Annotated in this window: 31 protein-coding genes; 10 read left to right on the top strand and 21 right to left on the bottom strand. The window is 56.8% G+C overall.

Features of this window, described 5'->3' with window-relative positions; genetic code table 11:
• Position 1: 1 nt before the first annotated feature.
• Positions 2 to 391, bottom strand: coding sequence for a Cu(I)-responsive transcriptional regulator (gene cueR / locus DSM107133_RS22965; RefSeq protein ID WP_072629805.1), 390 nt, complete (start codon positions 389 to 391; stop codon positions 2 to 4).
• A 9-nt stretch (positions 392 to 400) separates the two neighbouring features.
• Complete coding sequence (locus tag DSM107133_RS22970; RefSeq protein ID WP_072629806.1) at positions 401 to 2,911, bottom strand: heavy metal translocating P-type ATPase; 2,511 nt, start codon at positions 2,909 to 2,911, stop codon at positions 401 to 403.
• 152 nt (positions 2,912 to 3,063) lie between these two features.
• Here DSM107133_RS22970 and DSM107133_RS22975 point away from each other — a divergent pair, with 152 nt between their 5' ends.
• A complete protein-coding gene (locus DSM107133_RS22975; protein WP_072629807.1) occupies positions 3,064 to 3,258 on the top strand; it encodes a heavy-metal-associated domain-containing protein in 195 nt (64 codons plus the stop codon).
• An 8-nt stretch (positions 3,259 to 3,266) separates the two neighbouring features.
• Here DSM107133_RS22975 and DSM107133_RS22980 read toward each other — a convergent pair whose 3' ends face one another.
• The 9 genes from DSM107133_RS22980 to DSM107133_RS23020 form a co-directional block, all read right to left on the bottom strand.
• A complete protein-coding gene (locus DSM107133_RS22980) occupies positions 3,267 to 3,986 on the bottom strand; it encodes a DsbA family protein (protein WP_072629808.1) in 720 nt (239 codons plus the stop codon).
• Positions 3,986 to 4,480: a c-type cytochrome gene (locus DSM107133_RS22985; protein ID WP_072629809.1), complete on the bottom strand. Its 495-nt coding sequence runs from the start codon at positions 4,478 to 4,480 to the stop codon at positions 3,986 to 3,988. Before DSM107133_RS22985 ends, DSM107133_RS22980 begins: the two co-directional genes overlap by 1 nt.
• Positions 4,477 to 5,865 carry a multicopper oxidase family protein gene (locus DSM107133_RS22990; protein WP_072629810.1) on the bottom strand — a complete coding sequence of 463 codons (1,389 nt, stop codon included), beginning with the start codon at positions 5,863 to 5,865 and terminating at the stop codon, positions 4,477 to 4,479. The genes DSM107133_RS22985 and DSM107133_RS22990 overlap by 4 nt, the downstream gene beginning before the upstream one ends.
• A gap of 16 nt (positions 5,866 to 5,881) precedes the next feature.
• Positions 5,882 to 6,772: a cytochrome c gene (locus tag DSM107133_RS22995; RefSeq protein ID WP_084649620.1), complete on the bottom strand. Its 891-nt coding sequence runs from the start codon at positions 6,770 to 6,772 to the stop codon at positions 5,882 to 5,884.
• A 4-nt stretch (positions 6,773 to 6,776) separates the two neighbouring features.
• Positions 6,777 to 7,367 carry a cytochrome c gene (locus DSM107133_RS23000; protein ID WP_072629811.1) on the bottom strand — a complete coding sequence of 197 codons (591 nt, stop codon included), beginning with the start codon at positions 7,365 to 7,367 and terminating at the stop codon, positions 6,777 to 6,779.
• Between the two features lie 170 nt (positions 7,368 to 7,537).
• Entirely contained in the window at positions 7,538 to 8,104 is a 567-nt protein-coding gene (locus tag DSM107133_RS23005; RefSeq protein WP_114293399.1) for a L,D-transpeptidase, read from the bottom strand.
• Positions 8,105 to 8,239: 135 nt separating this feature from the next.
• Positions 8,240 to 8,833 (bottom strand): L,D-transpeptidase, encoded by a 594-nt coding sequence (locus DSM107133_RS23010; RefSeq protein ID WP_114293400.1) that lies wholly within the window; start codon positions 8,831 to 8,833, stop codon positions 8,240 to 8,242.
• A gap of 17 nt (positions 8,834 to 8,850) precedes the next feature.
• Complete coding sequence (locus DSM107133_RS23015) at positions 8,851 to 10,293, bottom strand: ATP-binding protein (RefSeq protein WP_114293406.1); 1,443 nt, start codon at positions 10,291 to 10,293, stop codon at positions 8,851 to 8,853.
• The gene (locus tag DSM107133_RS23020) at positions 10,290 to 11,009 is read right to left on the bottom strand and encodes a response regulator (protein ID WP_072629815.1); all 720 of its coding nucleotides are present in this window, start codon (positions 11,007 to 11,009) and stop codon (positions 10,290 to 10,292) included. The genes DSM107133_RS23015 and DSM107133_RS23020 overlap by 4 nt, the downstream gene beginning before the upstream one ends.
• Positions 11,010 to 11,135: 126 nt before the next feature.
• Between DSM107133_RS23020 and DSM107133_RS23025 the strand changes: the two genes are divergently transcribed.
• From DSM107133_RS23025 to DSM107133_RS23035, 3 genes are all read left to right on the top strand, one after another.
• Positions 11,136 to 11,582, top strand: coding sequence for a DUF411 domain-containing protein (locus tag DSM107133_RS23025; protein WP_058314103.1), 447 nt, complete (start codon positions 11,136 to 11,138; stop codon positions 11,580 to 11,582).
• A gap of 85 nt (positions 11,583 to 11,667) precedes the next feature.
• Entirely contained in the window at positions 11,668 to 12,222 is a 555-nt protein-coding gene (locus DSM107133_RS23030) for a hypothetical protein (protein ID WP_235872024.1), read from the top strand.
• Between the two features lie 117 nt (positions 12,223 to 12,339).
• Entirely contained in the window at positions 12,340 to 12,651 is a 312-nt protein-coding gene (locus DSM107133_RS23035; RefSeq protein ID WP_058314104.1) for a DUF2933 domain-containing protein, read from the top strand.
• A 274-nt stretch (positions 12,652 to 12,925) separates the two neighbouring features.
• On the opposite strand, the gene merA is transcribed toward DSM107133_RS23035, so the two are convergent.
• Genes merA through DSM107133_RS23065 form a run of 6 tightly spaced genes read right to left on the bottom strand, consistent with a single transcriptional unit; the run spans position 12,926 to position 15,862 of the window.
• Positions 12,926 to 14,356, bottom strand: a complete 1,431-nt coding sequence (gene merA / locus DSM107133_RS23040; RefSeq protein WP_211317755.1) for a mercury(II) reductase — start codon at positions 14,354 to 14,356, stop codon at positions 12,926 to 12,928.
• A 1-nt stretch (position 14,357) separates the two neighbouring features.
• On the bottom strand, positions 14,358 to 14,495 hold the full coding sequence (locus DSM107133_RS23045) for a hypothetical protein (RefSeq protein ID WP_153218051.1): 138 nt from the start codon (positions 14,493 to 14,495) through the stop codon (positions 14,358 to 14,360).
• On the bottom strand, positions 14,492 to 14,878 hold the full coding sequence (gene merF, locus DSM107133_RS23050; protein ID WP_072629816.1) for a mercury resistance system transport protein MerF: 387 nt from the start codon (positions 14,876 to 14,878) through the stop codon (positions 14,492 to 14,494). Before merF ends, DSM107133_RS23045 begins: the two co-directional genes overlap by 4 nt.
• The gene (locus DSM107133_RS23055; RefSeq protein WP_072629817.1) at positions 14,875 to 15,126 is read right to left on the bottom strand and encodes a hypothetical protein; all 252 of its coding nucleotides are present in this window, start codon (positions 15,124 to 15,126) and stop codon (positions 14,875 to 14,877) included. The genes merF and DSM107133_RS23055 overlap by 4 nt, the downstream gene beginning before the upstream one ends.
• A 10-nt stretch (positions 15,127 to 15,136) precedes the next feature.
• Positions 15,137 to 15,439, bottom strand: a complete 303-nt coding sequence (locus DSM107133_RS23060; RefSeq protein ID WP_072629818.1) for a periplasmic mercury ion-binding protein — start codon at positions 15,437 to 15,439, stop codon at positions 15,137 to 15,139.
• 15 nt (positions 15,440 to 15,454) lie between these two features.
• Positions 15,455 to 15,862 carry a mercuric transporter MerT family protein gene (locus DSM107133_RS23065; RefSeq protein ID WP_240310512.1) on the bottom strand — a complete coding sequence of 136 codons (408 nt, stop codon included), beginning with the start codon at positions 15,860 to 15,862 and terminating at the stop codon, positions 15,455 to 15,457.
• A gap of 76 nt (positions 15,863 to 15,938) precedes the next feature.
• Here DSM107133_RS23065 and DSM107133_RS23070 point away from each other — a divergent pair, with 76 nt between their 5' ends.
• Positions 15,939 to 16,352, top strand: coding sequence for a helix-turn-helix domain-containing protein (locus DSM107133_RS23070; RefSeq protein ID WP_058314107.1), 414 nt, complete (start codon positions 15,939 to 15,941; stop codon positions 16,350 to 16,352).
• 25 nt (positions 16,353 to 16,377) lie between these two features.
• On the opposite strand, the gene ccmI is transcribed toward DSM107133_RS23070, so the two are convergent.
• The 4 genes from ccmI to DSM107133_RS23090 are packed head-to-tail and all read right to left on the bottom strand — an operon-like array spanning position 16,378 to position 20,568.
• Positions 16,378 to 17,535: a c-type cytochrome biogenesis protein CcmI gene (gene ccmI / locus DSM107133_RS23075; RefSeq protein ID WP_072629819.1), complete on the bottom strand. Its 1,158-nt coding sequence runs from the start codon at positions 17,533 to 17,535 to the stop codon at positions 16,378 to 16,380.
• The gene (locus tag DSM107133_RS23080; RefSeq protein WP_072629820.1) at positions 17,535 to 18,002 is read right to left on the bottom strand and encodes a cytochrome c-type biogenesis protein; all 468 of its coding nucleotides are present in this window, start codon (positions 18,000 to 18,002) and stop codon (positions 17,535 to 17,537) included. Before DSM107133_RS23080 ends, ccmI begins: the two co-directional genes overlap by 1 nt.
• On the bottom strand, positions 17,999 to 18,565 hold the full coding sequence (locus DSM107133_RS23085) for a DsbE family thiol:disulfide interchange protein (RefSeq protein WP_058314110.1): 567 nt from the start codon (positions 18,563 to 18,565) through the stop codon (positions 17,999 to 18,001). Before DSM107133_RS23085 ends, DSM107133_RS23080 begins: the two co-directional genes overlap by 4 nt.
• Before the next feature lie 2 nt (positions 18,566 to 18,567).
• Positions 18,568 to 20,568 (bottom strand): heme lyase CcmF/NrfE family subunit, encoded by a 2,001-nt coding sequence (locus DSM107133_RS23090; RefSeq protein ID WP_058314156.1) that lies wholly within the window; start codon positions 20,566 to 20,568, stop codon positions 18,568 to 18,570.
• Between the two features lie 208 nt (positions 20,569 to 20,776).
• Between DSM107133_RS23090 and DSM107133_RS23095 the strand changes: the two genes are divergently transcribed.
• From DSM107133_RS23095 to petA, 5 genes are all read left to right on the top strand, one after another.
• Entirely contained in the window at positions 20,777 to 21,328 is a 552-nt protein-coding gene (locus DSM107133_RS23095) for a calcium-binding protein (protein ID WP_072629821.1), read from the top strand.
• Between the two features lie 180 nt (positions 21,329 to 21,508).
• Entirely contained in the window at positions 21,509 to 21,835 is a 327-nt protein-coding gene (locus DSM107133_RS23100; protein ID WP_235872038.1) for a rhodanese-like domain-containing protein, read from the top strand.
• Positions 21,723 to 23,285, top strand: a complete 1,563-nt coding sequence (locus DSM107133_RS23105; protein ID WP_240310509.1) for a multicopper oxidase domain-containing protein — start codon at positions 21,723 to 21,725, stop codon at positions 23,283 to 23,285. The genes DSM107133_RS23100 and DSM107133_RS23105 overlap by 113 nt, the downstream gene beginning before the upstream one ends.
• A 168-nt stretch (positions 23,286 to 23,453) precedes the next feature.
• A complete protein-coding gene (locus DSM107133_RS23110) occupies positions 23,454 to 24,098 on the top strand; it encodes a TVP38/TMEM64 family protein (RefSeq protein WP_240310510.1) in 645 nt (214 codons plus the stop codon).
• Positions 24,099 to 24,182: 84 nt separating this feature from the next.
• A complete protein-coding gene (gene petA, locus DSM107133_RS23115) occupies positions 24,183 to 24,743 on the top strand; it encodes a ubiquinol-cytochrome c reductase iron-sulfur subunit (protein ID WP_072629824.1) in 561 nt (186 codons plus the stop codon).
• Positions 24,744 to 24,818 lie beyond the last annotated feature (75 nt).

The following is a 24,818-nucleotide window of genomic DNA, read 5'->3' on the forward strand; positions in this document are numbered from 1 at the left end:
GTCAGGATCCTTTGGCGAGGTCCTCCAGTATTGGACAATCTGGCCGATAATCGCCTTGGCACGCGTCAACGAGGTGCGATAGCGTCTGTCGCATTGACTTGAGTTGCGCGATTTTTCTGTCAATGGCCGTAAGATGCTCTTTCGCGACCGATTTTACTTGCGCGCTTTCGCGGGATTCATCTTCGTAGAGGTCGAGAAGCGTGCGGCAGTCTTCAATCGAAAAACCCAGTGTTCGGGCACGGCCCAGGAACGCCAGCTTGTGAATGTCGCTCTCCCGAAAGGCGCGGTACCCGTTATCGCTGCGCAGAGGTCGAACAAGACCAATATCCTCGTAGTAGCGGATTGTCTTTGGTGGCAAGCCCGCGCGTTCTGATACTTCCCCGATATTCACCTTGTTCTCCTATTCTGCTGGCTGCGTTGTGAGTTTCGTTGCGGGTTGCTGGGGCGCGTCACCTTCTGCCATCGTCGGTTTGATACGGCGCAGACGAAGCGCATTGCTCAGAACCGATACCGAAGACAGCGCCATGGCCCCGGCGGCAAAGATGGGTGACAACAGCAGCCCAAAGGCGGGATAGAGTGCGCCCGCTGCGACCGGAATCAACGCCACATTGTATCCAAAGGCCCATATGAGGTTCTGCCGGATGTTGCGCATGGTCGTGCGAGCCACTTCAATGGCGTTCACCACGCCGCGCAAATCCCCGGACATCAACACCACGTCGGCACTTTCAATGGCCACATCCGTGCCGGTTCCGATGGCGATGCCGACATCGGCATGGGCCAGCGCTGGTGCGTCGTTGATGCCATCGCCGACAAAGGCGATCTTGCGATTGCCCTGCTTCAGTTCCTGGAGCGCTGCAACTTTTCCATCTGGCAGCACCCCGGCCACAACGTGGTCGATCCCGACCTCGCGGGCAATCGCGTCTGCTGTGGCCTTCTTGTCGCCAGTGATCATGGCGACTTTGATCCCGCGATCATGCAGGGCACGGATGACATCGGCGCTGGACGATTTCACCGGGTCAGAAACAGCAATCACTGCCGCAAGGGATCCATCAACGGCGGCAAAGAGCGCGGTACGTCCCTTGTCAGCCAATGCCCGTTCCCGATCTTCCAACGGGCCAATGTCGATGCCCCGTTGCGCCATGAAGCGATCGGCGCCAACAAGTACTTTGCGGCCCTGGACCAGAGCTTCGACGCCGTAGCCCGTCACGGAACGGAACTCCGTAGCATCCGGCCAGGACACGCCTTCGTTTTCCGCAGACTGCACAATGGCTTCGGCCACGGGATGCTCGGATTGCGCTTCGACAGATGCGATGAGGGCGAGTGTCTCTGCACGATCAAAGCCATCAGTCGTAATGAGATCGGTCAGGCTTGGCTGACCGTGTGTGACGGTTCCCGTCTTGTCGAGCGCAACAATATCAACTTCATCCAGATGTTGCAGCGCATCCCCTTTGCGGAAGAAAACCCCCATTTCGGCCGCGCGGCCCGTGCCCACCATGATTGAGGTAGGCGTGGCCAATCCCATGGCACAAGGGCACGCAATGATCAAAACAGACACGCCTGCGACCAGGGCAAAGGTCAGGGCCGGATCAGGACCAACCAGAAGCCAGACAGCCACGGTCACGAGCGCCAGAACCAGAACGGCCGGTACGAACCACATGGTGACACGATCGACAAACCCCTGGATCGGCAGCTTCGCGCCCTGCGCTTCTTCCACCATACGAATGATCTGGGCGAGCGTGGTATCGGCCCCGACCCGAGTGGCCGCGATGGTCAGGCTACCGGTGCCGTTCACGGTGCCGCCGGTCACTGGATTGCCCGCCGTTTTCGGAACGGCAAGGGGTTCGCCAGTGATCATGCTTTCATCGACATTGCTTGACCCGTCTGTCACGTCGCCATCGACGGGCACCCTTTCACCGGGACGCACTAGGACCAGATCCCCGATCCGCAGTGCCTCGATCTCGACCTCGCTGGCCTTTCCGTTGCGCAGAACCCGCGCCGTCCTTGCCTGCAAGCCCAAAAGCGCCTGTATGGCGGCACCGGTCTTACCCTTTGCGCGGGCTTCCAGAAAGCGCCCCAGCAGGATAAGCACGACAATGACCGCAGCCGCTTCGAAATAAACGGCTCGAACGCCGTCGGGCAGCAGGTCGGGCAAAAACGTCGCCACGACTGAATAGCTCCATGCCGCACCTGTGCCGAGTGCGACAAGGCTGTTCATATCCGGAACACGTCTGAGCAGCGCCGGAATGCCTTTTGCAAAAAAGCCCCAACCCGGTCCAAACAGAACCACCGTCGCAAGCGCGAACTGGATCAACCAAGAAGTCTGGATGCCGATTGTACGCTCAATCAACTCCTCAAAGCCCGGGATCGTGTGTTTGCCCATTTCCAGAATGAACACCGGAACGGTCAGAATAGCGGCAAACACGACGCGGCGCGCCAGGGCCTTTGCCTCGTCGGCCTTGCGTTCTGATCGGCTGACCTGCGCATCTGTATCTGCAACTTCGGCAGGGTATCCTGCAGCCGTGCTAGACTCGGCGATTTCTTTAGGTGCGATGACATCTGGCAGATAGCTGACAGCCGCCGTTTCGGCAGCGAGATTGACCGCCACGTCTAAAATACCCGGCGCGGCCTTTAGGGCCTGTTCAACCTGACCCACACAGGATGCGCAGGACATCGCCCCCACATTCAACGTGACCCGGGCCGTTCTGGCCGGATAGCCAGCAGCTGACAGGGCCTCGATTGCGGCACCTGTGGCGGCAGGAAAATCACTTTGGAACCGCGCCGTCTCATTGGCAAGGTTCACGCTTGCGCCCGAAACACCAGGCACATCATTCAGGGCATTTTCGACCCGTCCGACACATGACGCACAGCTCATGCCGGTGATTGAAAGCTGTATGGAACTGGAACCTGTCATCAAAGCATCCTCTACCAAGTCGCTTTCAATCTAAGGCTTCCAGTTGCGGGAAGCTCAAGAGGGGAACTGAATTTTTTTGCGGTCAAAAGTGTCTTGACCTTCCCGCCAGTGGAATCAGCAACAGTCAGGTCGCGTTGCAAATGGAGACCCTCATGATTTTTTCCGTCCCGAAAATGACCTGTGAACACTGCACATCCGCCATCGAAAGCGGTATCAAGGCGAAAGACCCATCGGGCGTCATTGCGACCGATCTGGACCTTTGCCTCGTCACTGTCCAAAGCACATTGGAACAAGCCGCCGTGCGGCAACCCATCGTTGACGCAGGCTACGACGCTTCAGCCGCGTAGGCTTGTCCTTATTCGGCGGCCCGGGCCTGATCGACAAGTTCAATCATCTGGTCCGCCTGAATCAGACCCGGCGCAAGACTGTCGCCGATCACGAATGAAGGTGTGCCACTGAACCCCAGCGACTGCGCAAGCCGCATGGAAGTTTGAATGTGCTCTTCAATTTCCGGTGCGGTCATGTCGCGACGCAGCTGTGCAACATCGAGGCCGATGTCTTCCGCAACGCGAATAATCGTGGCTTCCTCAGCGCGTTGCTTTAACTGCATCATCGCCCAGTGGAATTCTTCATACTTGCCCTGATTGCGCGAAGCCAATGCCGCGCGGGCGGCAAACACCGAACCCTCCCCCAAAATCGGCCACTCTCGATACACGACCCTGACGTTGGGATCGGCGGCAAGCAGTGCCTCCATTTCAGGTTTGACCCTACGGCAATATGGGCAGTTGTAATCGAAGAATTCCACAACCGTGACATCGCCCTCCGGATTGCCCAGAACAGGTGCGTTTGGATCATTTTCAAGCGTGGCTTTTTCAGTATCGAGAACCTCCGCTGCGGCTTGCGCCTGCAAAGCTTGTTGCTGCTCTTCGAACAATTGGGCGGCCTCGAATACAATGCCCGGATTTTCGCGGATGGCTTCCAGCACAAGTTCCTTGATCCGGTTTTCGTCAAGGCCGTCTGCCATCGCAGCTATGGGAAGCATCACAAGTGCAGCGGTGGCTAAAAATCTCTTCATTACCCGTCTCCTTTTGACGCTATGTCCTGTGCCGTTCGATCGGCCTGCGCGGCGCGTTCACGCTCCGGCCAGATTGATTTGATGTATGCGAGGATGTTCCAGATGTCCTCGTCGCTCAGTTGTTCGCCGAAACCCGGCATGCCGCTGTTGAATTCAATGCCTTGCGCGGCGAGCGTCGCCTGGCCCCCTTGCTTGGTGTAGGTAAAAAGCATGCTGTCAGGATGATGCCATGTATGTCCGGTCGCGTCGTGCGGAGGAGCTGGCAGGCTTCCATCTTCGCGCGGCGTGCGCCAGTCTTCCTCGCCCTCTAGGTTTGCACCATGGCACGCGGCGCAGTTTTCCGCGTAAAGGATCTCACCTGCGGCTATGTCGACCGGGCCGGCGCTCGCGGAGTTTGACGAAAGGGGCGCGTCGCCGATTTCAGTCCAAAGGAAGGCCGCAACCGCCGCGACACCCGCAAGTCCAAGCCCGAGATATGCAGATCGGGTCATCATCCAACAACGATCTTGGTCATCATGCCCGAGGCCGCATGTGACAACATATGGCAATGCAGCAGCCACTGGCCAGGATTGTCCGCCACGAACGCGACTTCACGCGTCTCTCCGCGTTCAAGGAGCGTGGTATCACGTAGTGGTCCGAGCGTGCCATCCTCTGCCACTTCATGAAAGTGCATACCATGCAGGTGCATGGCATGTGGGAAAACCGTATCGTTCACCATCTTCAAACGCACATTCTGCCCTCGGTCCAATCGCGCGAAAGGTTCGCCGTCGATACCGTCAACCTTCCCGTTGAACGACCAGAAATACCCGGCTTGAACAAGCTCGCCCATCGGCTTGATTTCCCCACCAAGAGAAGCGGAACTCAAACGGCCCATCGCGCCCCCTTCCATACTCAGACTGAGCGTTGTGGCGTCCTGCAGATCAACCATTGCGTGGTCATTCGGAGGCAGGGCCGCGGGCGCATCCCTGCGGTTTACGGTGCCACCTTCCTCGACCTCGAAAGCGACCTGGCTAAAAGTCTCTTCGCGACCAACCTGAACGATATGGGCCGTTTCTCCGACGTTCGCCGTTACATCGACGATTAGGTCAATACGTTGGGCCGGTGCAAGGGTCATGGTGTCAGTTACTTTAATTGGTGCAGTCAACGGCATCCCATCAAGGGCGACCATCCACCCGTCGAGGCCATCGAGGCTCAACTGGAAATTGCGCGCGTTGGAGGCATTGACGAGCCGCAGACGCAGGCGTTCATTCCTGCGCGCAGACAAAGCGAGATTAAAAGTCCCGTTGGTCGTAATCAGGTTTCCGAGCCTTCCCGCGTGGCTGAGATCACGAGGCGCACCAAAGTCATTCTGGATCTGGGCGGTTTCGGGATTGATGCGCCAATCATCAAGTATCAAAATCTCCTCCCGATCGATATCGAGGGCCTCCGCTTCTTCAACGATCAGGGCGCCATAGAGTCCCCTGGCCACCTGTTCCAACGAACGGTTATGCGCGTGATACCAGTAGGTGCCAGCGTCCGGGACAATAAAGTCATAGTCGAAGGCATCCCCTGGCTGGACGGCATCCTGCGTCAGGCCCGAAACGCCATCCATGGCGTTGTCGATCCGGATTCCGTGCCAGTGCGTTGAAGTTCCTTGGGAAAACCGGTTGACTAATCTGCGCTGCACCCGACCACCTTGGGCGACACGGATTTCCGGGCCCGGTGAACTCCCGTCAAAGCACCAAAGCGAAGTTTTGCCATAGTCACCAGGCAGCAACTGCACGTCGCTCTCTTGTGCAATCAGGTTGGTTGGCGGCGTATTCGCGAAACCAGCAGACGCCGATATCCCGGCAAATGCGCTGGACGTAGCGAGAAATTGTCGGCGATTGAGCGTGATCATCAGTTGATTTCCAGTACTATATATCGTTGTCCATAAGGTAGATGGCCATCGCGGTCAGGTCTGCATCGCTTAGGAAGCTCGTTCCATAGCGTACAACTTCGGCCATTGATCCGCCAAAAACATCACCCGAAGGCGTGATGCCAGATCGCAATGCATAAGCCAGATCGTCTACTGTCCAACCTTCTGACAAAAGATCGCCGGAACGGATCGATGGGGCCTTGCCGCCTCCAGGCAGGGCATCGTTGCCCGAAAACCGTTCAGCCACAATGCGTGCACCTACAACGTTCCGCGTCGTATGACAGGCAGAGCAATGTGCGGCACCGTTAACCAGCAGCTTGCCTCGGTTCCAGACGTCGCTTTTGTCGGCTTCGGGTGCCGTAAAGGGTTCCGTCAAAAACGCCGCTCTCCAAAGCTTCATCCCCCATCGTTGATCGAACGGAAAAGGGACGTCGTGGGCTGGCGCTGGCACGTTCACGGCTGGCACGGTCTGGAATGCGGCCCACAGGTCAGCAATATCCTGATCCGTGAAATTTGCATAAAACGGATACGTAAAGGTCGGATAATATGGATCGCCGTCAGGAGAGATACCCTGCCTCACTGCTTTTGCGAAGTCTGCCACGGTCCAGTTTCCCATTCCATGTTCCGCGTCGGTTGTAAGATTTGGCGGGTAAAAGGTGCCAAAGTCTGTCTTGAGAGGAGCACCCCCGGCCAGCGGGGCACCTCCGGATTCAAAGTTGGTGTGGCACGCGATACAACCGCTGGCCCGTGCCAAATACGATCCCCGGTCAATATCCCCGGCCAGACTTATCTCTGTAACGGCTGCTCCGATCGGCCAGGCTATCGTTGCCGCGACAACGCCGATCCCGCCGACGCCCACCGCGCCAATAATCCAACGCCCCCAACGCACTTGCTTACTCGTCTTCTTTGCGGAATTTCTGATGACAGGCCGAACATGTCTGAGCAACCATTGTGAACGCCGCGTCTGCGGGCATGTTGGCAAACATCTCGCCCGTCATGACCTGGTTCGATTCCATCATACCTCCACCCATCATGGAGGAAGCGCCACCGCCCATCATCCCGCCGGTTGTACCGCCCATCATTGATCCACTGTCGTTGCTTTGTGCTGTGGCCAGCCCATTGCCTGCGCTCAACTTCAATCCTTCTGCGGCTGTTTTCAGGTCTTCCGCGAGGGCCGCGAACTGTTCGCTGTCTTCCCACACTGACGGCAACGCTTTGGACACGCCCCCACCCGACCCCTCGGGAAACAGCCGTGCCATCTGTTCACCCGAATGCCCGACCATTGCGTCTGCCTCACGACGTACCAGATCGGCATCGTATGGAACTTGACCCCGCATCATCGGGGTGAGTGTCTTGATGGATTCTCCCATCGCAGACATGCCTTGCATGCGCTCGAGGACAACACCCGTTGCCCCAGTATGCGCCCAAGCCGCGACGCCGATCGTCGCAATGACCGTGGATGTGATCCAAACCTTTATTCGCATTTCCAGCACTCCATTAGTTGATCCCGTTTGCACGCTGCAGTTCCCGCACATATGCAACAGCCATTTTCACGCCGCTGTTTATGAAGCTTTCGACCGGCTGCAACTGCTGCCAGATCACAGGCGCCCCCCGACAACCAGGACCGCCGCGATGAAAATGCCGGATCTCGCCATCAGATTAGCTTGACTTGAGTGCCAACTGGCGTCTGGTCATACACTTCGATGATTTGTTCGTTAAACAGACCAATGCAGCCGTTTGATGAGCGCCGCCCGATCTTGCGTGTATCGTTTGTCCCGTGGATTCTGTAATACTGCCATGTCAAATGCATGGCCCGGATGCCCAAAGGGTTTTCCGGTCCGGGGGGCACATAGGATGGCAGAGTGGGGTCTCTTTCAAGCATGGACGGTGTTGGCGCCCAGTCCGGCTCTGGATCCTTGAAGACGATTTCGGTGTATCCGCGCCGCGTCAGCTCGTCTGTCATCGGCACGGACGTTGGATATATACGCATTTCGCCGTCTGCCGTCCAATGCTGCAGAACACGTGAGACCGTATCCGAAATGATGATGCCATTTCCGAGCCGATCAAAGTGATCCTGCCAAGCATGCGTTCGGAACGAAGACATGTTGCGCCGAACCGGAGCTTGTTCTTGAGCGCCCAGAATAGAAGGCGCTGCGAATGCTGCCGCCCCTACCCCGGTAGAGAATGAGCGACGTGTCAAAACTGTTTGTTTTTGGATCATGGAACTAACCTCGATTAGGGTACCTGCTTCCGCGTTAGATTACCCAATCGCATGGTTTCCCTGAATAGCTGGGCGGTTGGTTTTTTGTAACTATATGTATCGCTACCAAGGCTCTGCGAGCGTTTTTTGCTGTTCTCAAGCGGCGATAGGTTTGAGCACAACACGCGTCTGGAGCGGGACTTGCTCGTAAAGCTCGACAATTTGGTTGTTCGTGAGCCTCGCGCAACCGTTCGAGACGCGTCGACCGATCGTCTTCGGGTCCGTGGTTCCGTGAAGCCTTAGGTATGTGTCTCCTCGACCCGGTTGAAAGAGGTACAACGCTCTTGCACCCAGTGGATTTTTTAGTCCCCCAGGAACACCGCCGGCAAAACGAAGATATCGGCCGGGCTCTCTGCTTATCATTGCAGGTGTCGGCGTCCAGCGCGGCCACTTTTGCTTGCGCGCGACATAGAACTCGCCGGATTCATAGAGGCCTTCCCTGCCAATTCCGACCGTGTACCTGATCGCCCGATGGTTCGGTAAAGTCCAAAACAACGCGAACTGGTTCGGATCGACATGTATTTCTCCCGGCTTCCCAGCCTCGGAATACTCAACTTCGCGCGGCAAATGCTCAGGAGGCACGACAGATGGTCCGATGCGGCGATCATGCTCTGCGTCACTATGTGCAAATGCTGTTTTTACGCACACCGAAAGAGCAACAACAGACGTCAGAAAATGTCTTCGTTTCATATACGTACCTTTGGAAATTATTGTGGTTTGAGGCTAGTAATAGCATGCGCTATACGTGGCGAAAGTGACTCTTGTCGCGAGGTTCCGGCACCCGGCATGATTGGCAGCGTGATTTCTGCGCGGAGCCCCGCGCCAACGCGATTTTTCAACAAAATGGAACCGCCGTGCTCAAGGACGATACTTCGCGCAATTGACAGCCCCAAACCATGACCGCCCGTTTCTTGTGATCGCGACGTCTCAAGTCGGACATAAGGCCCGAAGACTGCCTCTAGTTGATTTTTGGGGATGCCGGGCCCATTGTCGTCAATGGCGATCACTACCTCATCGCCCGACCTTTCCCAAGATACTCTGGCCTCGTTCCCATAGCGGATCGCGTTCTCAATCAGGTTTCTCATGGCGCGCCCCATCGCACTTGGCTTCACAGATGCGATCAGGGGCCCTTCGCTGTTCATTTGAACCTTGTCCAACCCCAAACCGATAATCAGATCATGAAGATCAATGGATTGGACGTCTTCATGCTGGCCCACACCCTTCGCGAAATCCAGAGTTGCATCGACCATTTGTTGCATCTCTTCGCTCGATGTCACTAAGGATGCGCGTGTATCCTCATCATCTACCATCTCTGCCCGCACGCGAAGGGCGGTCAGAGGGGAACGGAGATCGTGCGCCAGCGCCGCAAGCATCTGGGTTCGGTCACTGACAAAACGTGTCAAGCGATCCTGCATAGTATTGAACGCATGGGTCAGGTCTTGCACTTCCTTCGGTCCCACAACCGGCAAGTCCCCCTCTCCGGCACCACGCCCCAAGCGTTCGGATGCGTTTGCCAGGTTGTTGAGCGGGCCGGTCAATCTGGAGAGAAGAAACCAGAAACTGGCAACCAACAGAAGGCCCGCAGTCACAGCAAATGATATGTTGGAGGCGAGGGACCATTGCAGCGGCGGCCTTTCAAATCGCGTACCGACGTTGAGCCAACTTCCACCTGCCAATGCAATAGAAAGCTCCATTTCAATGGCAGCAAGGCTGCCTTGCATCATTTCAGCATGCATTTCCGCCATTTCAGGAGACAGATTTGGAAGTGGCAGCAGGCCTCCTTCAATTTCATGAACCTCAACCCGAATATCACGGCTGTAACTCTCTCCCAGCAATGCCCGGATCCGTGCCTCAACCGCCCCGCCTTCATCATGATCTCCATGGGGGACCGTTGGAGCATTTGCCAGATCGAAACGCACAAGCGGTGAGGTCGCAGCGCGAATGATCTGCGCGTGCAGTTCCGGGGGAGCCCCTTCAATCAACTGAGCGACGTTTGCCGCGCGCGCCGCTGCTTCGGCACCGATCGCAGCCTGTACGGCAAGCGATCTTTCATCAACAAAGAACCACAGGCTTAGGGCCTGTGCGAGGGACAGTACGCCGAGGACCAGAAGCGCAATCTGCGCGCGCAACGTCCGTGGTAACATCTTCATGCGCATATCTCGACATCGCAAGACAGGCTGTATCCACCATTACGCACAGTCGCGATGACCCTGGGCCGCAATACATCCTGCTCGATTTTCCTGCGCAATCGGCTCACCTGATTGTCTATTGTTCGATCCAGAGGCCCCGCTATGCGTCCTGTGCTGAGTTCAAGAAGGTGGTCTCTGTCGAGGACGGCCCTCGGCCTTTTGAGGAACAGCGTTAGCAATTTCAGTTCCCCGGACGTGAGTTGCGTGCGGGACCCAGTTTGGTCAATCAGAGTGCGACCGTCGACATCTAGCTCAAGATGTGCAAATTTGACTGTCTTCCCGGCAAAGTCGTCGATCTGCGGGATTTGCTGCGTTCGTCGCAGAATTGCATTAATCCGCGCCAACAGTTCTTTGGGGTTGAAGGGCTTCGCAAGGTAGTCGTCCGCCCCGCCGTCCAGGCCAGCTATGCGGTCGTCATCGTCTCCCAATGCGGTCAGCATCAGGATCGGTGTATGTCCTTCCCTGCGCAGCCGCCGACACGCGGACAACCCGTCTTCCCCCGGCATCATGACATCCAACACGATGAGATCGAAATTGGCTTCTGCGAGCTTACTGTCCATCTGTTCGGCATTCTCTGCCGCAGATGCACGTAGTCCGTTCCGTTCCAGATAACTTGTTACGGATTTTCTGATCTCTGAATGGTCGTCGACGACCAGTATACGTGGTTGCTCTTTCATATTGTCTTTATAGACATTCCGGCTCAGGAACGCCCATCCCGTGATTGTAGCCAAATGTAACAACGTCTACCGGTCGACTCCCGAACGCATGTCAAGTATCAGAACCAAGAGAAAAAGGAGTTCGAAATGGACAGACGCCAATTTGTCTTGACGGTCGCCAGTGCGATTGCAGCAGGTCCCGCATTGTCACAGACTGCTACCCCGATGTTGCAGGTAACCAAAACACCGACCTGCGGCTGCTGCGGTGCGTGGGTTGATGAGATGATCTCTGCCGGGTTCAAAGCATCAGTTGAAGACGTCGACTATGACACCCTTCAAGTGTTGAAGCAGAAATACGGCATCGCGCCAGAGCTCGCCGGATGTCACACGACTTCTGTGAGTGGCTACTTCGTTGAGGGCCACGTGCCTGCCTCCGACATCGCGCGGTTGCTGCAGGAAAAGCCTGCGGCGCGCGGCGTGACAGCGCCGGGCATGCCTATGGGGTCGCCCGGTATGGGCACCAGGGGCGATCCGTATGATGTGATGCTTGTGCTTATGGACGGATCGACCCGGGTTTTCGCGACACACGGCTGACGTGCTTTCTCCCGATACGTTCCGACAAAGCTATTCTCCCGCGCTGCCATTTGGTAGGTTTTGTTGGAACGTATCCCTTCTGAGCATGGCAAGCATCCTGCCGTTTCTGTTTGTCTACGTCGTCAGCACGCCCAATTTTGCGGCGATGCTCGTGACGAATTCCACAGCGCTCGGGCGGTTTCTGCGTCAGGTGATGACAAACGGGCTGCCGGTTGTATTTATTGTCAACTATATCGGGTTTGTCTTCGCACATAACACGTTGAATAATCCCGACCGCTCGGAGATCGGGTATATCGTTCTGGATGGCCTCCTTCGAAGCGCCACTTTCATCGCGATTCACATTCTCGTTTATGTACTGTCGGCTGACTTGTTTGGCTCCTTCAGCGGCAATCGCGCAACCGCAGTAAGCGTGGTTGGACCAACGCTTGAGCGGTCGTTCATTTTTCACAACATCTCTGGCGTGTATCTCTACGCCGTTGTGCCGGGCGCATTCATCGCGCTTCTGGCCGTTCTGACAAAACGTTCAGGCGAGACGTCTGATACAAGCAAATCCAAAACGAGGAATATAGCTCTGCTCTTCAGCCTGGTCTCGATCCCCGGTGTGACAGTCTTGTCTTACGCGCTGAATTCGGCAACCTGACTGATTTACCCGGACAACTATTCGTAGACCGTCATCTGATCAAGTGTATCGAAATGTACCCTTGACCTTACCTCACTGGAATGTTGCACAGACGTCCGAGAATGTCTGGAGAGCTACATGTCTGACACTCAAAGCCAAAAACCCACCTGGTCATCGAAACTGATGCACTATGGCATGGTGGTCTGTTGTGCCGTCATGCTGTTGCCGATCGCGGCCTTCTTTGTCGCTGGGGGTACAATTGCCGGTCTGTGGACCAACGTCGGGCTTTTTGCGCCGATCGCACTCTGCCTCGGGGCACACGTTGTGATGCACAAATTGATTGGAAAGTCGTGCCACGGGTCAAAAGATGAGCAGGCGCAAGAGGATACATTGGATGCAGAATTCCGCGATGGACAGGTTCCTGCTCGGGACATTGCACGCTCGCGCTAAGCGTCGTCTGGCCCTCAGTTCCACCATCGTCGGTCTGCTTGTCCTGGGCGGATGCTCGACGTCAGGCGGGATTTGTCCGTTAGAGCCTCCGTCGGTTACACGGGCCGCTGCCGACAATGTGCGTCTACCCGATGGTTGCCGACTGGTGGGCCTGTCTGGAAAGGGCGTTCAAAAAGTATCCTGCGACGATGGAAGGAGCGGGTTTGCTTTCAATTAAGGCATCTTGCAACACGCTGTAGTGGTTGCCAGAGCCTCCAGTTTTTTTGCCGATCTGTCATCCCGCGCAGCAGCTCAGCTTCGCCACGTCCATGTCGAAGGTTTGCGCCGCCAACTTCAGCCCTTCCACGGTCGTCAGATACGGGAAGATCGTCTCGCCGAGCGCCTTTGTTGTCATGCCGAACTTCAGCGCCATGACGAGGGTCTGGATCGTATCGGACCCCTCGGGCGCGATGATCTGGCCACCAAGCAGCCGGTCGGTCTTTCTGTCCGCCACCAGCTTGATCAATCCGCGCGTGTCGCGTGCGGCCAGCGCGCGCGGCACTTGATCGAGCGGCACGATGGACGTCTTGACGTCGAAGCCCGCGTCCCGAGCCTGGGTTTCACTGGGACCGACGCCCGCGACCTGCGGGTCGGAAAACACAACCCAGGGCATCGCGGCGTTGTCGTAACGATGGTCCTCACCAAGCACTGCGTTTTTGGCTGCGAGCTTTGCACCATAGGCCGCCATATAGACGAACTGGTCACGGTTGGTCACATCGCCCGCAGCATAGATGCCGGGCACCGATGTCTGCATGTCCTCGCCGACGACGATGGACCCACGCGCGTCGGTTTCCACGCCGATTGCGTCCAGGCCCATATCTTCGGTATTGGCCCGCCTGCCAGCGGTCGAAACGAGGTGATCCGCCGTCACTTCGACAGGCTTTCCGTTCTGGATCACGCGCAGTGTCACGCCCGCGTCGTCGCGGCGCACAGTGTCGTAGCTTAACCCGGTCAGAAGGGTGATGCCTTCGGCCTCGAACGCCGCCGCCAATGCCTCCGAGACCTCTGGTTCCGCGCCGGGCAACAGATGCGAACGGGCAACAAGCGTGACCTTCACGCCCATGCGGCTCATCATCTGGGCCAGTTCCGCGCCGATGTAACCCGCGCCGATGAAGATCAGGCTTTTCGGCAGTACTTCGAGCTCCAGAAGACTGGTGCTGTCGAGCGCGCCGATTTCCTCGATGCCGTCGATGGTCGGCAGGACGGGACGCCCGCCCGTGGCGATGATGGTCCTCGGTGCTTTCAGGGTTCGCTCACCGACTGTCACGCCACCTTCGATCAGCCGCGCGGGACCGGCGTCGATGTAATCGACACCCTCATATTCCGGCAGAAGGTCCGCGTATTTCTTCTGGCGCAGGGTCTCGACCAGATCGTCCTTGGACTGAACGAGCGTCTGCCAGTCATCGACTTGCGCGTGGCCTGATAGACCGGGGAACCGTTTGGCAGCTCCCGCACCGTGCACGGCCTCTGCCGCGCGGATCATCGCCTTGGACGGCACGCATCCCACGTTGACGCAGGTTCCGCCGATGGTGCCATGTCCCACGAGAGCGACGCGCTTTCCGGCATCCGCGCCGGTAATTGCGGCGGAGAACCCCGCCGATCCGGCCCCAAGAACGATCAGGTCATAGCCGCCCTGTCCATCGTCGTTTTTGTTCAGGTCTTTCATCTCAGCGCGCCTCACCATACTCGGGGTTGTTCGATTTGGCAGCGAACAGATAAATGACCGCGCCGATTGCGATCAGCGGTGTGAGCATGCCGAGAAGACCGAAGAACATACCGGTGGCGGTGCAACATCCCATCATCATGAGAGCGTTCCTTTCTTTTGCGCACGGTTCAGCAGAACCGCGTAGAGTGCTGTGGCGGCGAAAACGCCGATTGTGATCCGTATTGCGAACCTGAATTCGAGAAGAATGATCAGGATCGACAGGGCCACCGCGAGGCCGGTGGCCCAAAGTTTCGGGGCCGGTCCCGGCTTGCCAGCGCGCAGCCAAAGGGCCTGTGCCACCACGGCGAGGCTGAAAAACAGCAGCGGGAACAGGGCGTAATCGAGCCAACCCGTTAGGGCCGACAATCCGACGCCAGCGACGATGACGACCAGAAGCGGCGTAAAGCAGCAGAGCGCGGCGAAGAGCGCACCGCCAAGCCCCCATTTCAGCAGACGGTCGGAATTTTCAGGTGTGCCAGTCAAGGAGCCGTCTTTCTCTGTGATGGGTCGGGGCCGGAGGCGCGTTTCATTTGCGAACGACGCAATGCGCGGACGATCAGGTAGGTCAGACCCGCCAAAACCAGCACGGCAATGCCACTCATTCCAGAGAGCCAAGCCCCAACGCCGCCGAACAACGCTGCAAGCACGGCAGTTCCGCCGCCGCAGCAGACGACCACGACCGGAGCTGCTATTCCGAAGGCCAGCAGGCCACCCATCAGATTGTCACGCATTGCAGGCGGCTCAGGAGGCTGTGTCGGGCAGCACCTGCGCCGGATAGCCATTGGCCGTCACCGCGCCGATGATGCTTTCGATGGAAGTTTCGGCGTCATCGTAGGTCACGCTGTAAACACCCTGCCCGTATTCGGGGCCGTCCTCGAATGCGGCGATCTCGACCGACGGAACACCGCGCATCGAGCTGGCGACGATGAATGAACAGGACGGGCATGTCAGTTCGCTGACGGCGATCTCGACCTGGCGCTCTTCAGCGAGGGTCGGAGTCGAGAGTGCGGCGATAGTCAGGGCGGATAGCAGAAGATGCTTCATGGTCATTGTCCTCGTTCAGAATTTCAGGATGAAGGGGGTGATGTAGGGAAAGATCATGGCGACAGCGACAATCGCGGAAGCGGCCCAGAGGGTCGCCCGCATGATTTGGCGGTCGATGGGGCGGGCGCAGGTGCCATCGGCACAGGACTCGGCATCTACAGGCTTGTAAGCCTTGTAGAAGCCGTATCCCAAGAACGCGGCGCTCAGCGCGAAGGTGTACCACTTGTAGGCATAGAGGGCCCCGAGCTGCGCGATGAACACGCCCGTCACGCCAAAGCTGACCAGAACAAGCGGCAGAATGCAGCACGAGGTCATCGCCAGCGCACCGAGGACGCCGAGGCCGGTCACGCCCCATCCCTTGGTGGTTTCGTCGCCAATTTTCTGCGACCGAGATTGCGGAAGTTCCGCCAAATTTTGTTCCATCGAATCTTCCTTGAACAGATATTTCCACCGTTCTAGGGTCTGTAGTTGATACAGGCTCAAGGGGTTTTTTTGCGAAATGAGTAACACAAGCGTGAGTTCAATTCGGCGGGGTGATTTGGCACGAGCGACGGGCTGCAACCCGGAAACCATTCGCTATTATGAGAAAATCGGCATCATGCCGGACCCGCCGCGCAGTACGAAGGGCTATCGAAGCTACGATGATACCCATGTACGACGATTGAAGTTCGTCATGCGGTCCCGAGCTCTCGGTTTCTCGCTAGAAGAGGTTCGCGGGTTGCTGGGCTTGGTTGATAATCGGATCCAGACTTGCGCCGAAGTCCAAGCCATGGCCGAAGTACATCTCGGAGAAGTGCGCGCAAAAATAGCCGATCTGACACGGATAGAACGCGTCTTATCAGAAACCGTCGCGCGCTGCACGGGCGATGCGGCACCCGACTGTGCCATCATTGATGCGCTTTTCGATGCATGAGCACGAAAACAGGTCTGGAAAGATGCTATTGGCGCATCCTGGCCAGTGCCTCTTGTAGAGTTTGCCGCCGCGGATCGTTTTGCGGAGCTACTGATAACAGTACTTCAGCACGTTCAAGTGCGGCGATTGCCTGTTCCCTATCACCCAAGACGGAGAAAGCGTTGCCAAGCCGCATCCACCCGTCAAAGTCATCCGGCTCATCTTCAAGACGCGCAGCCAGCCGTTCAACCATCGACATGATGAACGCCTGTCTCTCCTCCACGGTCAGGTCTAGAGCGTCTTCCATATCTTCCTGAGAAGGCCCGGGTGCACTGACCAACGGTGCAAAATCAGCCAGTGAGATCGGAGCTCTGCTGATCTCGGCGCCAATTCGGTTTGCTTCAGCAACAAAGCTTTCCATCCAGGGATAGAAACTGTCCGCGTTGTTCAGTCGTCTTATCAGCAAGTCATGTGCCTGCGCGATGTCGCCCTTCTGTCTCAATGCGACTGCCTTGTAGAAGACCGCCGCGGGATTGGACGGGTCCAGTTCCATCGCATGCTCGATTGCGGTCACCGCAGCCGGTGTCACAACACCTTGCTCTGCCGAGATAAGGGCCTCTGCAAGCATGGAGAAAACGGCCGAAGTGGCTTCTGGTCGTTTGGCGACAATCCCGAAGGCCTCGGCAGCATCTGCGAACCGACCCATTCTGGAATAGGTTTGTCCCAGAAGCATCCAGCCTTCTGACGGTCCTCCGGAGGGATCAGTCGTGAGCCGATCATAAAGCTGATTTGTCAAATCTGCGACTTTCGCCGTCTCTTGACGTTCAGCTGTCCGCTCGGAAAATGCAATGCCGGGTATCTCCGGTGATCCCATGACCGCGTAGTAACCGAATGCGAAGGCCGGAACGAACATAGCACTCAGAACAATGGCAAAGCGACCACCCGATGTCAGTTCCTTGGTCGCCTGAGCAGTCTTGCGCGACTGCATGAGAATCCGTCTCTTGATCTCCTGTTCTGCCGCGGTGGCCTCTGCGCCAGAAATGACACCGCGCTCAAGATCCCGTTTGACCTCATCCAATTGGTCCAAGAGAACGGCGGGGGTTGTATCCGCCATGACCGACGTCATTTCTGACCGGCGTCGGAGCGGTAGTCCCACAAAGAGCAGTCCAATTGTGGACAGTGCGGCAAAAACCAACCAGATCATCAATTGTCCTTTGGCGTGTTAATGTCGATGAAACGCGCAATCTCGGCTTCCTCAACCTCGGAAAAATCCGCAACGACGCCTTTGCGCCGGCTTTTCAAAATGATCGCCCAGCCCGCCAGGAGAGAAACGACAGCCAAAACAAAGGGCGCCAACCAAAGGGCCAGGGTGGAGGCATTGAAAGGCGGGCGCATCAAAACGTAGTCGCCATAGCGCGCATGAATAAACGCGATGACCTCTTCATCGCTGTCGCCAGCGACCAACCTTTCACGCACCAAAATCCGCAAATCCCGCGCAACGCCAGCATTGGAGCTGTCGATATCCTGATTTTGACAGACGACGCAGCGCAGTTCCTTTGAAATCATCCGCGCGCGCTCTTCAAGCACCAGATCCTGCAACATCTCGTCCGGCTCGACCGCAAAGGCCATCACCGGAAGAAGCAAAAAAAGCGCGATGATCACATGCCTCATCCGTTCTGCCCCCTCGGCAATGCGCCTGCCTGTTCGAGCGCCTCTCTGAACCTAGCAATGGCTTCATCACCAACAACAGGCCCGACGTATCTGAACAACACAGTTCCATCGGGTCCGACAATGAACGTCTCGGGTACGCCCGACAGGCCCCATTCAATGCCAGCCCTTCCACTCAAGTCTGAGCCAATCTTTTCATAGGGATTGCCAAGCTCCGCCAGCCATTTTGTCGCATCTTCCGGCTTGTCCTTGTAGTTGATACCGAACAGCCTCAGCCCATCTTTTTCGACCATTTGGGTCAGTATGCCATGCTCCGCCCGGCAGGGTACGCACCACGAAGCAAACACATTCACGATGACCGGTCCGGCGTTATCCACGAGATCGGCGCGGGACAAGCCGGGCGTCTCCAGCCCCTCAATGGCAGCCAGATCGAACTGGGGCGCAGGCTGGGAGATCAAAACAGATGGAATGTTGTTTGGATCCCGATCGGGGTTCAGCCCCCATAGGAAGAACCCGCCAAATACCGCCGCGATCGTGAGCGGGATGAATGCCAGTATACGTCCCATCGTTACTCTGCCGGAACCCGAGCGGTCACAGCTGCTTTGCGACGAGGTGCACCAACGCGCAGCCGACGATCCGACAGCGAAAGACCGCCGCCTAGAACAAGCATCGCAGACCCGATCCAGATGAAATTGACCAACGGTTCATACAGAATTCGAAGAGTCCATGCGCCTTGTGTACTGGCGTCCTCCGAGGCCGGGTTCGCGATGGACGTATAGAGATCTCCTGCCAGTGTGGAGCGTATCGCGCTCTCGGTCGTGGTGCTTTGAGCAACCGGGTAAGTCCGCCGCTCCGGGAAGAGATCGGTCAAGTATTTTCCATCCCTCGAAACGGTCAATTCACCGCGATCCGCAAAGTAATTGGGCCCACGCACCCGTTCGACTCCGTTGAACCTTACATCAAACCCGCCGATACTGATGTCAGCGCCGGGCTGGACAAACATAATTTCCTCGGATTTCCAAACTGTTGAGCCAATGAATCCGAACATGGCAACAGCAAGACCTGCGTGAGCCAACGTCATGCCATGCGCAGATCTGGGCAGATTTGAAGCCCGGCGCCAGGATGTTGAAACCGGGCCCTCAAACAGCTTGATCCGCATCGTCCATTCCCGCACCGTCGCCATGAACAGCCAAAAGGCGAGCATCAGAGACAGATAGCCCAACACCGGGCCACCTTCCGCCAAATACCAGACCGCAAGCGTCCCCAGAACGGCAAGAAGGGCGACAAAGCGCAGACGTTGCAGGACGCCCGGCAAATCCGCGCGCTTCCACGACAAGAAGGGTCCACACCCCATTGCAAAGACAAGCGGCAACATGACCGGAATGAACGCAGCATTGAAAAATGGCGGGCCTACCGACAGTTTTTCGCCGCCTGTCATTGCTTCGTAGAACAGAGGGTACAATGTACCAAAAAGGACGACGCCAGTGGCCGTTGTCAGAATCAGATTGTTTACCAACAGGCCCGCTTCACGGCTGATCGGTTTGAACAGCCCACCCGGTTCCATCATCGGCGCGCGCCATGCAAATAGCGCGAGCGAGCCACCGATTGACACCGCCAGCAGTCCCAGAATGTAGAGGCCTCTTTCGGGATCAACCGCAAATGCATGCACAGAGGTCAGCAGCCCCGACCTGACGACAAATGTTCCCAAGAGGGACAGGGAAAAGGTCAGGATCGCGAGGAGAATTGTCCAGCTTTTGAAGGCGTCTCTTTTTTCCGTCACGATTGCGGAATGCAGCAGTGCCGTGCCCATCAGCCAGGGCATGAAACTGACGTTTTCGACAGGATCCCAGAACCACCAGCCGCCCCAGCCAAGCTCGTAATAGGCCCACCAAGACCCCAAGGCGATGCCCGCGGTCAGGCTCATCCAGGCGGCCAGTGTCCACGGACGCACCCACCGCGCCCAGGCGGCATCCACCCGTCCTTCGATAAGGGCTGCAACGGCAAAAGAGAAAACAATCGAAAACCCGACATATCCAAAATAAAGGAGCGGTGGATGCATCGCGAGGCCAACATCCTGCAGCAGCGGGTTAAGGTCCTGGCCGTCGCTGGGTGGCGGGAAGACGCGATCAAAAGGGTTGGACGTAAACAGCATGAAGGTCAGAAAGCCGACACTGATCCATGCCTGTACCGACAGCGTTCGCGCCTTCAGTGCTTGCGGAATATTGGATCCAAACAAAGCAACAGCAGCCCCGAAAACCGTCAAAATGAGTGTCCAGAGCAAAAGCGAGCCTTCATGGCTGCCCCATGTGCCCGCCACCTTATACAACATCGGTTTGAGTGAATTCGAATTCTCAACAACATTCTTGACCGTAAAGTCGCTGGTGATGAATGCCTGCATGAGCGCAAGGAATGCAACGGTGACGAAGAGCACCTGTCCAAACGCGGACCATCGGGCCGATTGCATCCAAAGAATATTTCCACGTTTGGCACCGAGGATTGGCAATACACTTTGAACAAGAGCCAGAGCCAAGGCCAAGGCCAGCGCGAAATGACCAACTTCAGGTGTCATCTGATCATCCACTCCTTCGATGAACTCACCGCTTTGTGCGGTTCGTACCATTCCTACCAAGTCGGCCTGCAGGCTGTCAGGGGTTGCTTTGTCACCGTTTGTAACAAAGAGCCCTGAGACATATCATTACAAAACACCCCCTCCCCCGGTCTTTATCTGATCCGACATAATAATGATGTTTCGAGAGTAAGTTGGAAAGGAAAGACCGATGGCAAATAGAAGCATTTTTGCACTTTGCGTGCTGACTACCTTTGGCATATCGCAAGCTGCGTTTGCGGAGTCGCATGTCGGCGGCGAAACTCAGCCTGATACGGGCGCAATGTCCAACATGACAATGGGCGATGGTGCCGCGCAAACTGGTATGATGAGTGGGGACATGATGTCCATGATGCAGAACATAATGAAGATGCACGCATCCAGGATGGGTGGCCGCGGCGGTATGATGGGTATGATGGATCGTGATATGATGGCCATGATGATGCCCAGCGGTGATCCTCAGAACATGCGCGCACACATGGGCGTGAAGTTGCGAGAATTTGATGCCGACGCCAACGGTGCGCTGACCCTCGAGGAATTCGAGACCTTGCACATGAGTGTCGTTCGCGACCGCATGGTTGACCGATTCCAGCATCTGGACGCGGATGCCGATGGTCAGATCACTCAGCAAGAAATGGACGCCGCCGGTACACGGATGGGCGACATGCAAACAACGTCGGATGCTTCCGGATCTGCCGATCACCATGGTAGCGACAATGAATAAACAAAGCCTCAGGCCTGCCTATTCCAAAGGAGGCCTCCGATGCCATCCGATCTGACACGTCGCACGGTCGGATTAGCCTTGATCGCTGCAGCCGTCTCACCAACTTTAGCCGTCGCACAGACAGCCAAGATTTGGTCATCTGACTCCGCGTATAATGCGCTGCGGCAAGATCGTGTCCGGATGATCGACGTCCGTTCGCGGCCGGAATGGGCCGACACCGGGATTGCTGAAGGAGCCTGGCCGATCAGCATGCACGAAGATCGGTTCCCCGAGCGGCTTTTTTCAGCCCGTGCAATGGCTGAAGGCCGGCCTGTCGCCCTCATTTGTGCAACTGGTGGTCGGTCAGGAAGTGTCATGCGGAGTCTCCAGCAAGCTGGGTATAGTGACTTTGTTGATGTATCCGAAGGAATGCTCGGATCTGCCGCCGGGCAAGGTTGGATTGCAGCCGGCCATCCGGTTGTCAGCATGGAAGCTGCCCTGGCGGCCCTTCCGGAAGGCTTGGCCTGACGTGCGCCTCTTGAACCGCCGTGAAGCTATTGGATATGCCGCAGGTTTCGGAGCCGCCGCTGTGCTGCCATCTGCTGCGCTATCCGGCACAGGGCGGAAGCTTGAATACCCAGAGCTTCTGGATGCAACAACATCGCGACGATTTCAGCTGAAAGCTCAATCTGGCGCGACCCGATTTCGCGGCAGTTCCGCGACCGAAACCATCGGTTACAACCAAGGCTATCTTGGACCAACGATCCGGCTTTTGACCGATGCAGATACTTTGGCCGAGGTGCAAAACACTCTGGACGAACCCGTCTCGTCGCATTGGCATGGGTTGCTTGTTCCTGGCCCCTTCGATGGTGGGCCGCATCAGGCCATCGCGCCCGGACGATCATGGGACCCGGTACTCAACCTTGATCAGCCTCCAGCAACAGCATGGTATCATAGCCATGTGCACGGTTCGACAGCCCGACAGGTCATGTTCGGACTGGCAGGTGTTCTGCATGTTACCGATGGGGAAGACGATGAACGTGGTCTGCCGTCCACCTATGCGGTTGATGACTTGACCCTCGTGCTGCAGGACCGTCAATTTAATTGGCGCGGTCGCATGACATACGATGTCGGCATGCATCAATCGATGAATGGTTTTCGAGGTGACACAATGCTCGTGAACGGGCAGGCAGGAGCCTCAGCGGCAGTTCCCAAGGGGGTCGTGCGGTGCCGTCTTGTCAACGGTTCGAATGCGCGGATTTACCGACTGTCCTTGGCCGACGATCGGCCACTTCACCTCGTGGCGACGGATGGTGGATTCCTGGATCGACCGGTTGCACTCACTCGTATGGTGCTTGCGCCAGGAGAAAGGGTCGAAGTTCTCATTGATTTCACGGATGGCAGGGACAGCGTCCTGGTGTCCGACGATATTGCAAACTCCGCCATGGGTGGAATGATGGGAAGTGGTTCTGGCGGTCGTTTTACGGTGCTGCACTTCGCCGTCGATACAACCCTCCCCGTCCGTATCGACACCCTGCCCGATGCCATGGATGGCCCGTTGCCTGACCTTTCTTCCAACGATATCCCCGTTCGGCGTCTAACTCTAGAAATGTCGATGGGAATGGGCATGATGATGTCCCGCTCCGGCAATCAGTTTTCAATCAATGGCGCGCCCTATGATCAAAACGCCCTCAATTTCTCTACCAAGCTCAACAGCACCGAGCGCTGGATTGTCCGCGGCGACATGATGATGCACCCGTTCCATATTCATGGGGTGCGCTTTCAAGTCTTGTCCGACAACGGACGCCAGCCGCGGGCAGAGAACAGGGGCTGGAAAGACACCGTTCTCGTGGCTGGCGAGGTTGAACTGGCGATAACGTTCGAAAAACCGGCGCCATCGTCGGCACCGTATATGTATCATTGTCACATTCTTGAACATGAAGACGGCGGCATGATGGGACAATTCAGTGTCTCATGATGAAGAATGTGCTTGACCCTCTACTCGCTGGAACCATGACAGTTGTGCTTGGCCTTTATTGAGGGATCAAAATGGATAATGGATCGAACATCGGGCGTCCTTTTCACGTCGACGTTGTAGCGGTTTTCGTGGCGCTCTATGCGATCGGGTAACACGCATCCCCGTCACTTGGGACTAGTTCTGATCGCAGTGCTTGCGGCGCTGCTCACTGGCATGTGGGCCTTGGATTATTGGCCGAACATAACCCGGGAAACCATCGAGGGCTGGGTTGATGGTGCCGGTCCTTGGGGGCCACTTCTCATTGTTTTGCTGATGATGGGATCAATCGTTGCAAGCCCCATTCCCAGTGCCCCGATCGCCCTTGTAAGCGGAGTTGCCTATGGCCACATGGAAGGAGCCATCTATGTAGCCATCGGGTCGGAACTGGGTGCATTGTCAGCGTTCATCATCGCGCGTTACCTAGGGCGCGTCTACGTCGAGCGATGGCTAGGTAACAAGGCCGCTTATGGTTTGCTCGGGTCTCAAAATTTGCTTACTTTGACGGTGTTTGCTTCCCGACTTTTGCCCTTCATCTCGTTTGATGCAATGAGCTATGCTGCGGGCCTTAGCCGCCTTCACCTTTGGCGCTTTTTGATTGCAACACTCGCCGGAATTCTTCCCGCGAGCTTCCTGCTCGCGCATATTGGAGCAGAAGCGATGTCAGGGAGTTTCGACGCTGCTGAGTGGGTCATCGTTGGTCTCGGAGTGATGACAGCAACACCGTTGATTCTGGTGGCGATTTTGCGCCCCTCCGGCCGAAACAAAGCTTCCTGAGTTTGGATTACCGACTAGAGCAACTCCTTCACCCGCCTTGCTCAACATTGACCTTCCCACGCAGGAGGCCCCTAGAGTCGAATCATGACAGAGTTGCAAACCGAACAGCATCGCCGGGATTTTCTCTACTATGCGACTGCCGGAGCGGGAGCAGTTGCCACTGGCTCGGCAGTTTGGCCTTTGATCAATCAAATGAATCCATCTGCAGATGTTCGGGCTCTCTCAAGCATCCGGGTCGACATTTCGGATGTAGAGCCTGGAACACAACTGACAGTAAGTTGGCGGGGCAAACCGGTCTTTATCCGCCACCGAAATGAAGAAGAGATCGCTCAGGCGCGCTCCGAGGACGTGTCGTCATTGCCCGATGCAGTGGCTCGAAATCCAAATATTCCTGGTGAAGATCCGGCCACAGACGAAAATAGAGCACTGCCCGGACATGAGAATTTCTTGGTTATGATTGGTGTTTGCACACATCTCGGTTGTGTGCCCCTCGGTGATGGTGCCGGCGACTTTGGCGGCTGGTTCTGTCCATGTCATGGATCCCACTATGATACTGCGGGACGTATCCGGAAAGGGCCCGCACCAGAGAACCTTCACATTCCCACATTATCGGTTTCGGAAGGCATGATATTGACACTGGGCTAGCGGGTTTCACGGGCGGAGACCTAAAAATCTCGAACCCGATACGAATTGTTACATATGCATGCTGAGTCTGCCTTG

This window comes from Pseudosulfitobacter sp. DSM 107133 (assembly GCF_022788695.1).
GTDB lineage: Bacteria > Pseudomonadota > Alphaproteobacteria > Rhodobacterales > Rhodobacteraceae > Pseudosulfitobacter.

Coding starts and splice junctions, on each gene's coding strand:
- DSM107133_RS23010 (WP_114293400.1), bottom strand. CDS start 8,833: ATGAAACGAAGACATTTTCTGACGTCTGTTGTTGCTCTTTCGGTGTGC.
- DSM107133_RS23085 (WP_058314110.1), bottom strand. CDS start 18,565: ATGGGACGTATACTGGCATTCATCCCGCTCACGATCGCGGCGGTATTT.
- DSM107133_RS23005 (WP_114293399.1), bottom strand. CDS start 8,104: ATGATCCAAAAACAAACAGTTTTGACACGTCGCTCATTCTCTACCGGG.
- petA (WP_072629824.1), top strand. CDS start 24,183: ATGACAGAGTTGCAAACCGAACAGCATCGCCGGGATTTTCTCTACTAT.
- DSM107133_RS23030 (WP_235872024.1), top strand. CDS start 11,668: ATGGCAAGCATCCTGCCGTTTCTGTTTGTCTACGTCGTCAGCACGCCC.
- DSM107133_RS23105 (WP_240310509.1), top strand. CDS start 21,723: ATGTATCCGAAGGAATGCTCGGATCTGCCGCCGGGCAAGGTTGGATTG.
- DSM107133_RS23020 (WP_072629815.1), bottom strand. CDS start 11,009: ATGAAAGAGCAACCACGTATACTGGTCGTCGACGACCATTCAGAGATC.
- DSM107133_RS23100 (WP_235872038.1), top strand. CDS start 21,509: ATGATCGACGTCCGTTCGCGGCCGGAATGGGCCGACACCGGGATTGCT.
- DSM107133_RS23000 (WP_072629811.1), bottom strand. CDS start 7,367: ATGCGAATAAAGGTTTGGATCACATCCACGGTCATTGCGACGATCGGC.
- DSM107133_RS23055 (WP_072629817.1), bottom strand. CDS start 15,126: ATGCGTGACAATCTGATGGGTGGCCTGCTGGCCTTCGGAATAGCAGCT.
- DSM107133_RS23070 (WP_058314107.1), top strand. CDS start 15,939: ATGAGTAACACAAGCGTGAGTTCAATTCGGCGGGGTGATTTGGCACGA.
- DSM107133_RS22980 (WP_072629808.1), bottom strand. CDS start 3,986: ATGAAGAGATTTTTAGCCACCGCTGCACTTGTGATGCTTCCCATAGCT.
- DSM107133_RS23090 (WP_058314156.1), bottom strand. CDS start 20,568: ATGACACCTGAAGTTGGTCATTTCGCGCTGGCCTTGGCCTTGGCTCTG.
- DSM107133_RS23080 (WP_072629820.1), bottom strand. CDS start 18,002: ATGAGGCATGTGATCATCGCGCTTTTTTTGCTTCTTCCGGTGATGGCC.
- DSM107133_RS23095 (WP_072629821.1), top strand. CDS start 20,777: ATGGCAAATAGAAGCATTTTTGCACTTTGCGTGCTGACTACCTTTGGC.
- DSM107133_RS23035 (WP_058314104.1), top strand. CDS start 12,340: ATGTCTGACACTCAAAGCCAAAAACCCACCTGGTCATCGAAACTGATG.
- DSM107133_RS23045 (WP_153218051.1), bottom strand. CDS start 14,495: ATGATGATGGGATGTTGCACCGCCACCGGTATGTTCTTCGGTCTTCTC.
- DSM107133_RS23060 (WP_072629818.1), bottom strand. CDS start 15,439: ATGAAGCATCTTCTGCTATCCGCCCTGACTATCGCCGCACTCTCGACT.
- DSM107133_RS22970 (WP_072629806.1), bottom strand. CDS start 2,911: ATGACAGGTTCCAGTTCCATACAGCTTTCAATCACCGGCATGAGCTGT.
- DSM107133_RS22975 (WP_072629807.1), top strand. CDS start 3,064: ATGATTTTTTCCGTCCCGAAAATGACCTGTGAACACTGCACATCCGCC.
- merA (WP_211317755.1), bottom strand. CDS start 14,356: ATGAAAGACCTGAACAAAAACGACGATGGACAGGGCGGCTATGACCTG.
- DSM107133_RS23065 (WP_240310512.1), bottom strand. CDS start 15,862: ATGGAACAAAATTTGGCGGAACTTCCGCAATCTCGGTCGCAGAAAATT.
- DSM107133_RS22990 (WP_072629810.1), bottom strand. CDS start 5,865: ATGATCACGCTCAATCGCCGACAATTTCTCGCTACGTCCAGCGCATTT.
- DSM107133_RS22985 (WP_072629809.1), bottom strand. CDS start 4,480: ATGATGACCCGATCTGCATATCTCGGGCTTGGACTTGCGGGTGTCGCG.
- DSM107133_RS23025 (WP_058314103.1), top strand. CDS start 11,136: ATGGACAGACGCCAATTTGTCTTGACGGTCGCCAGTGCGATTGCAGCA.
- ccmI (WP_072629819.1), bottom strand. CDS start 17,535: ATGATCTGGTTGGTTTTTGCCGCACTGTCCACAATTGGACTGCTCTTT.
- DSM107133_RS23015 (WP_114293406.1), bottom strand. CDS start 10,293: ATGAAGATGTTACCACGGACGTTGCGCGCGCAGATTGCGCTTCTGGTC.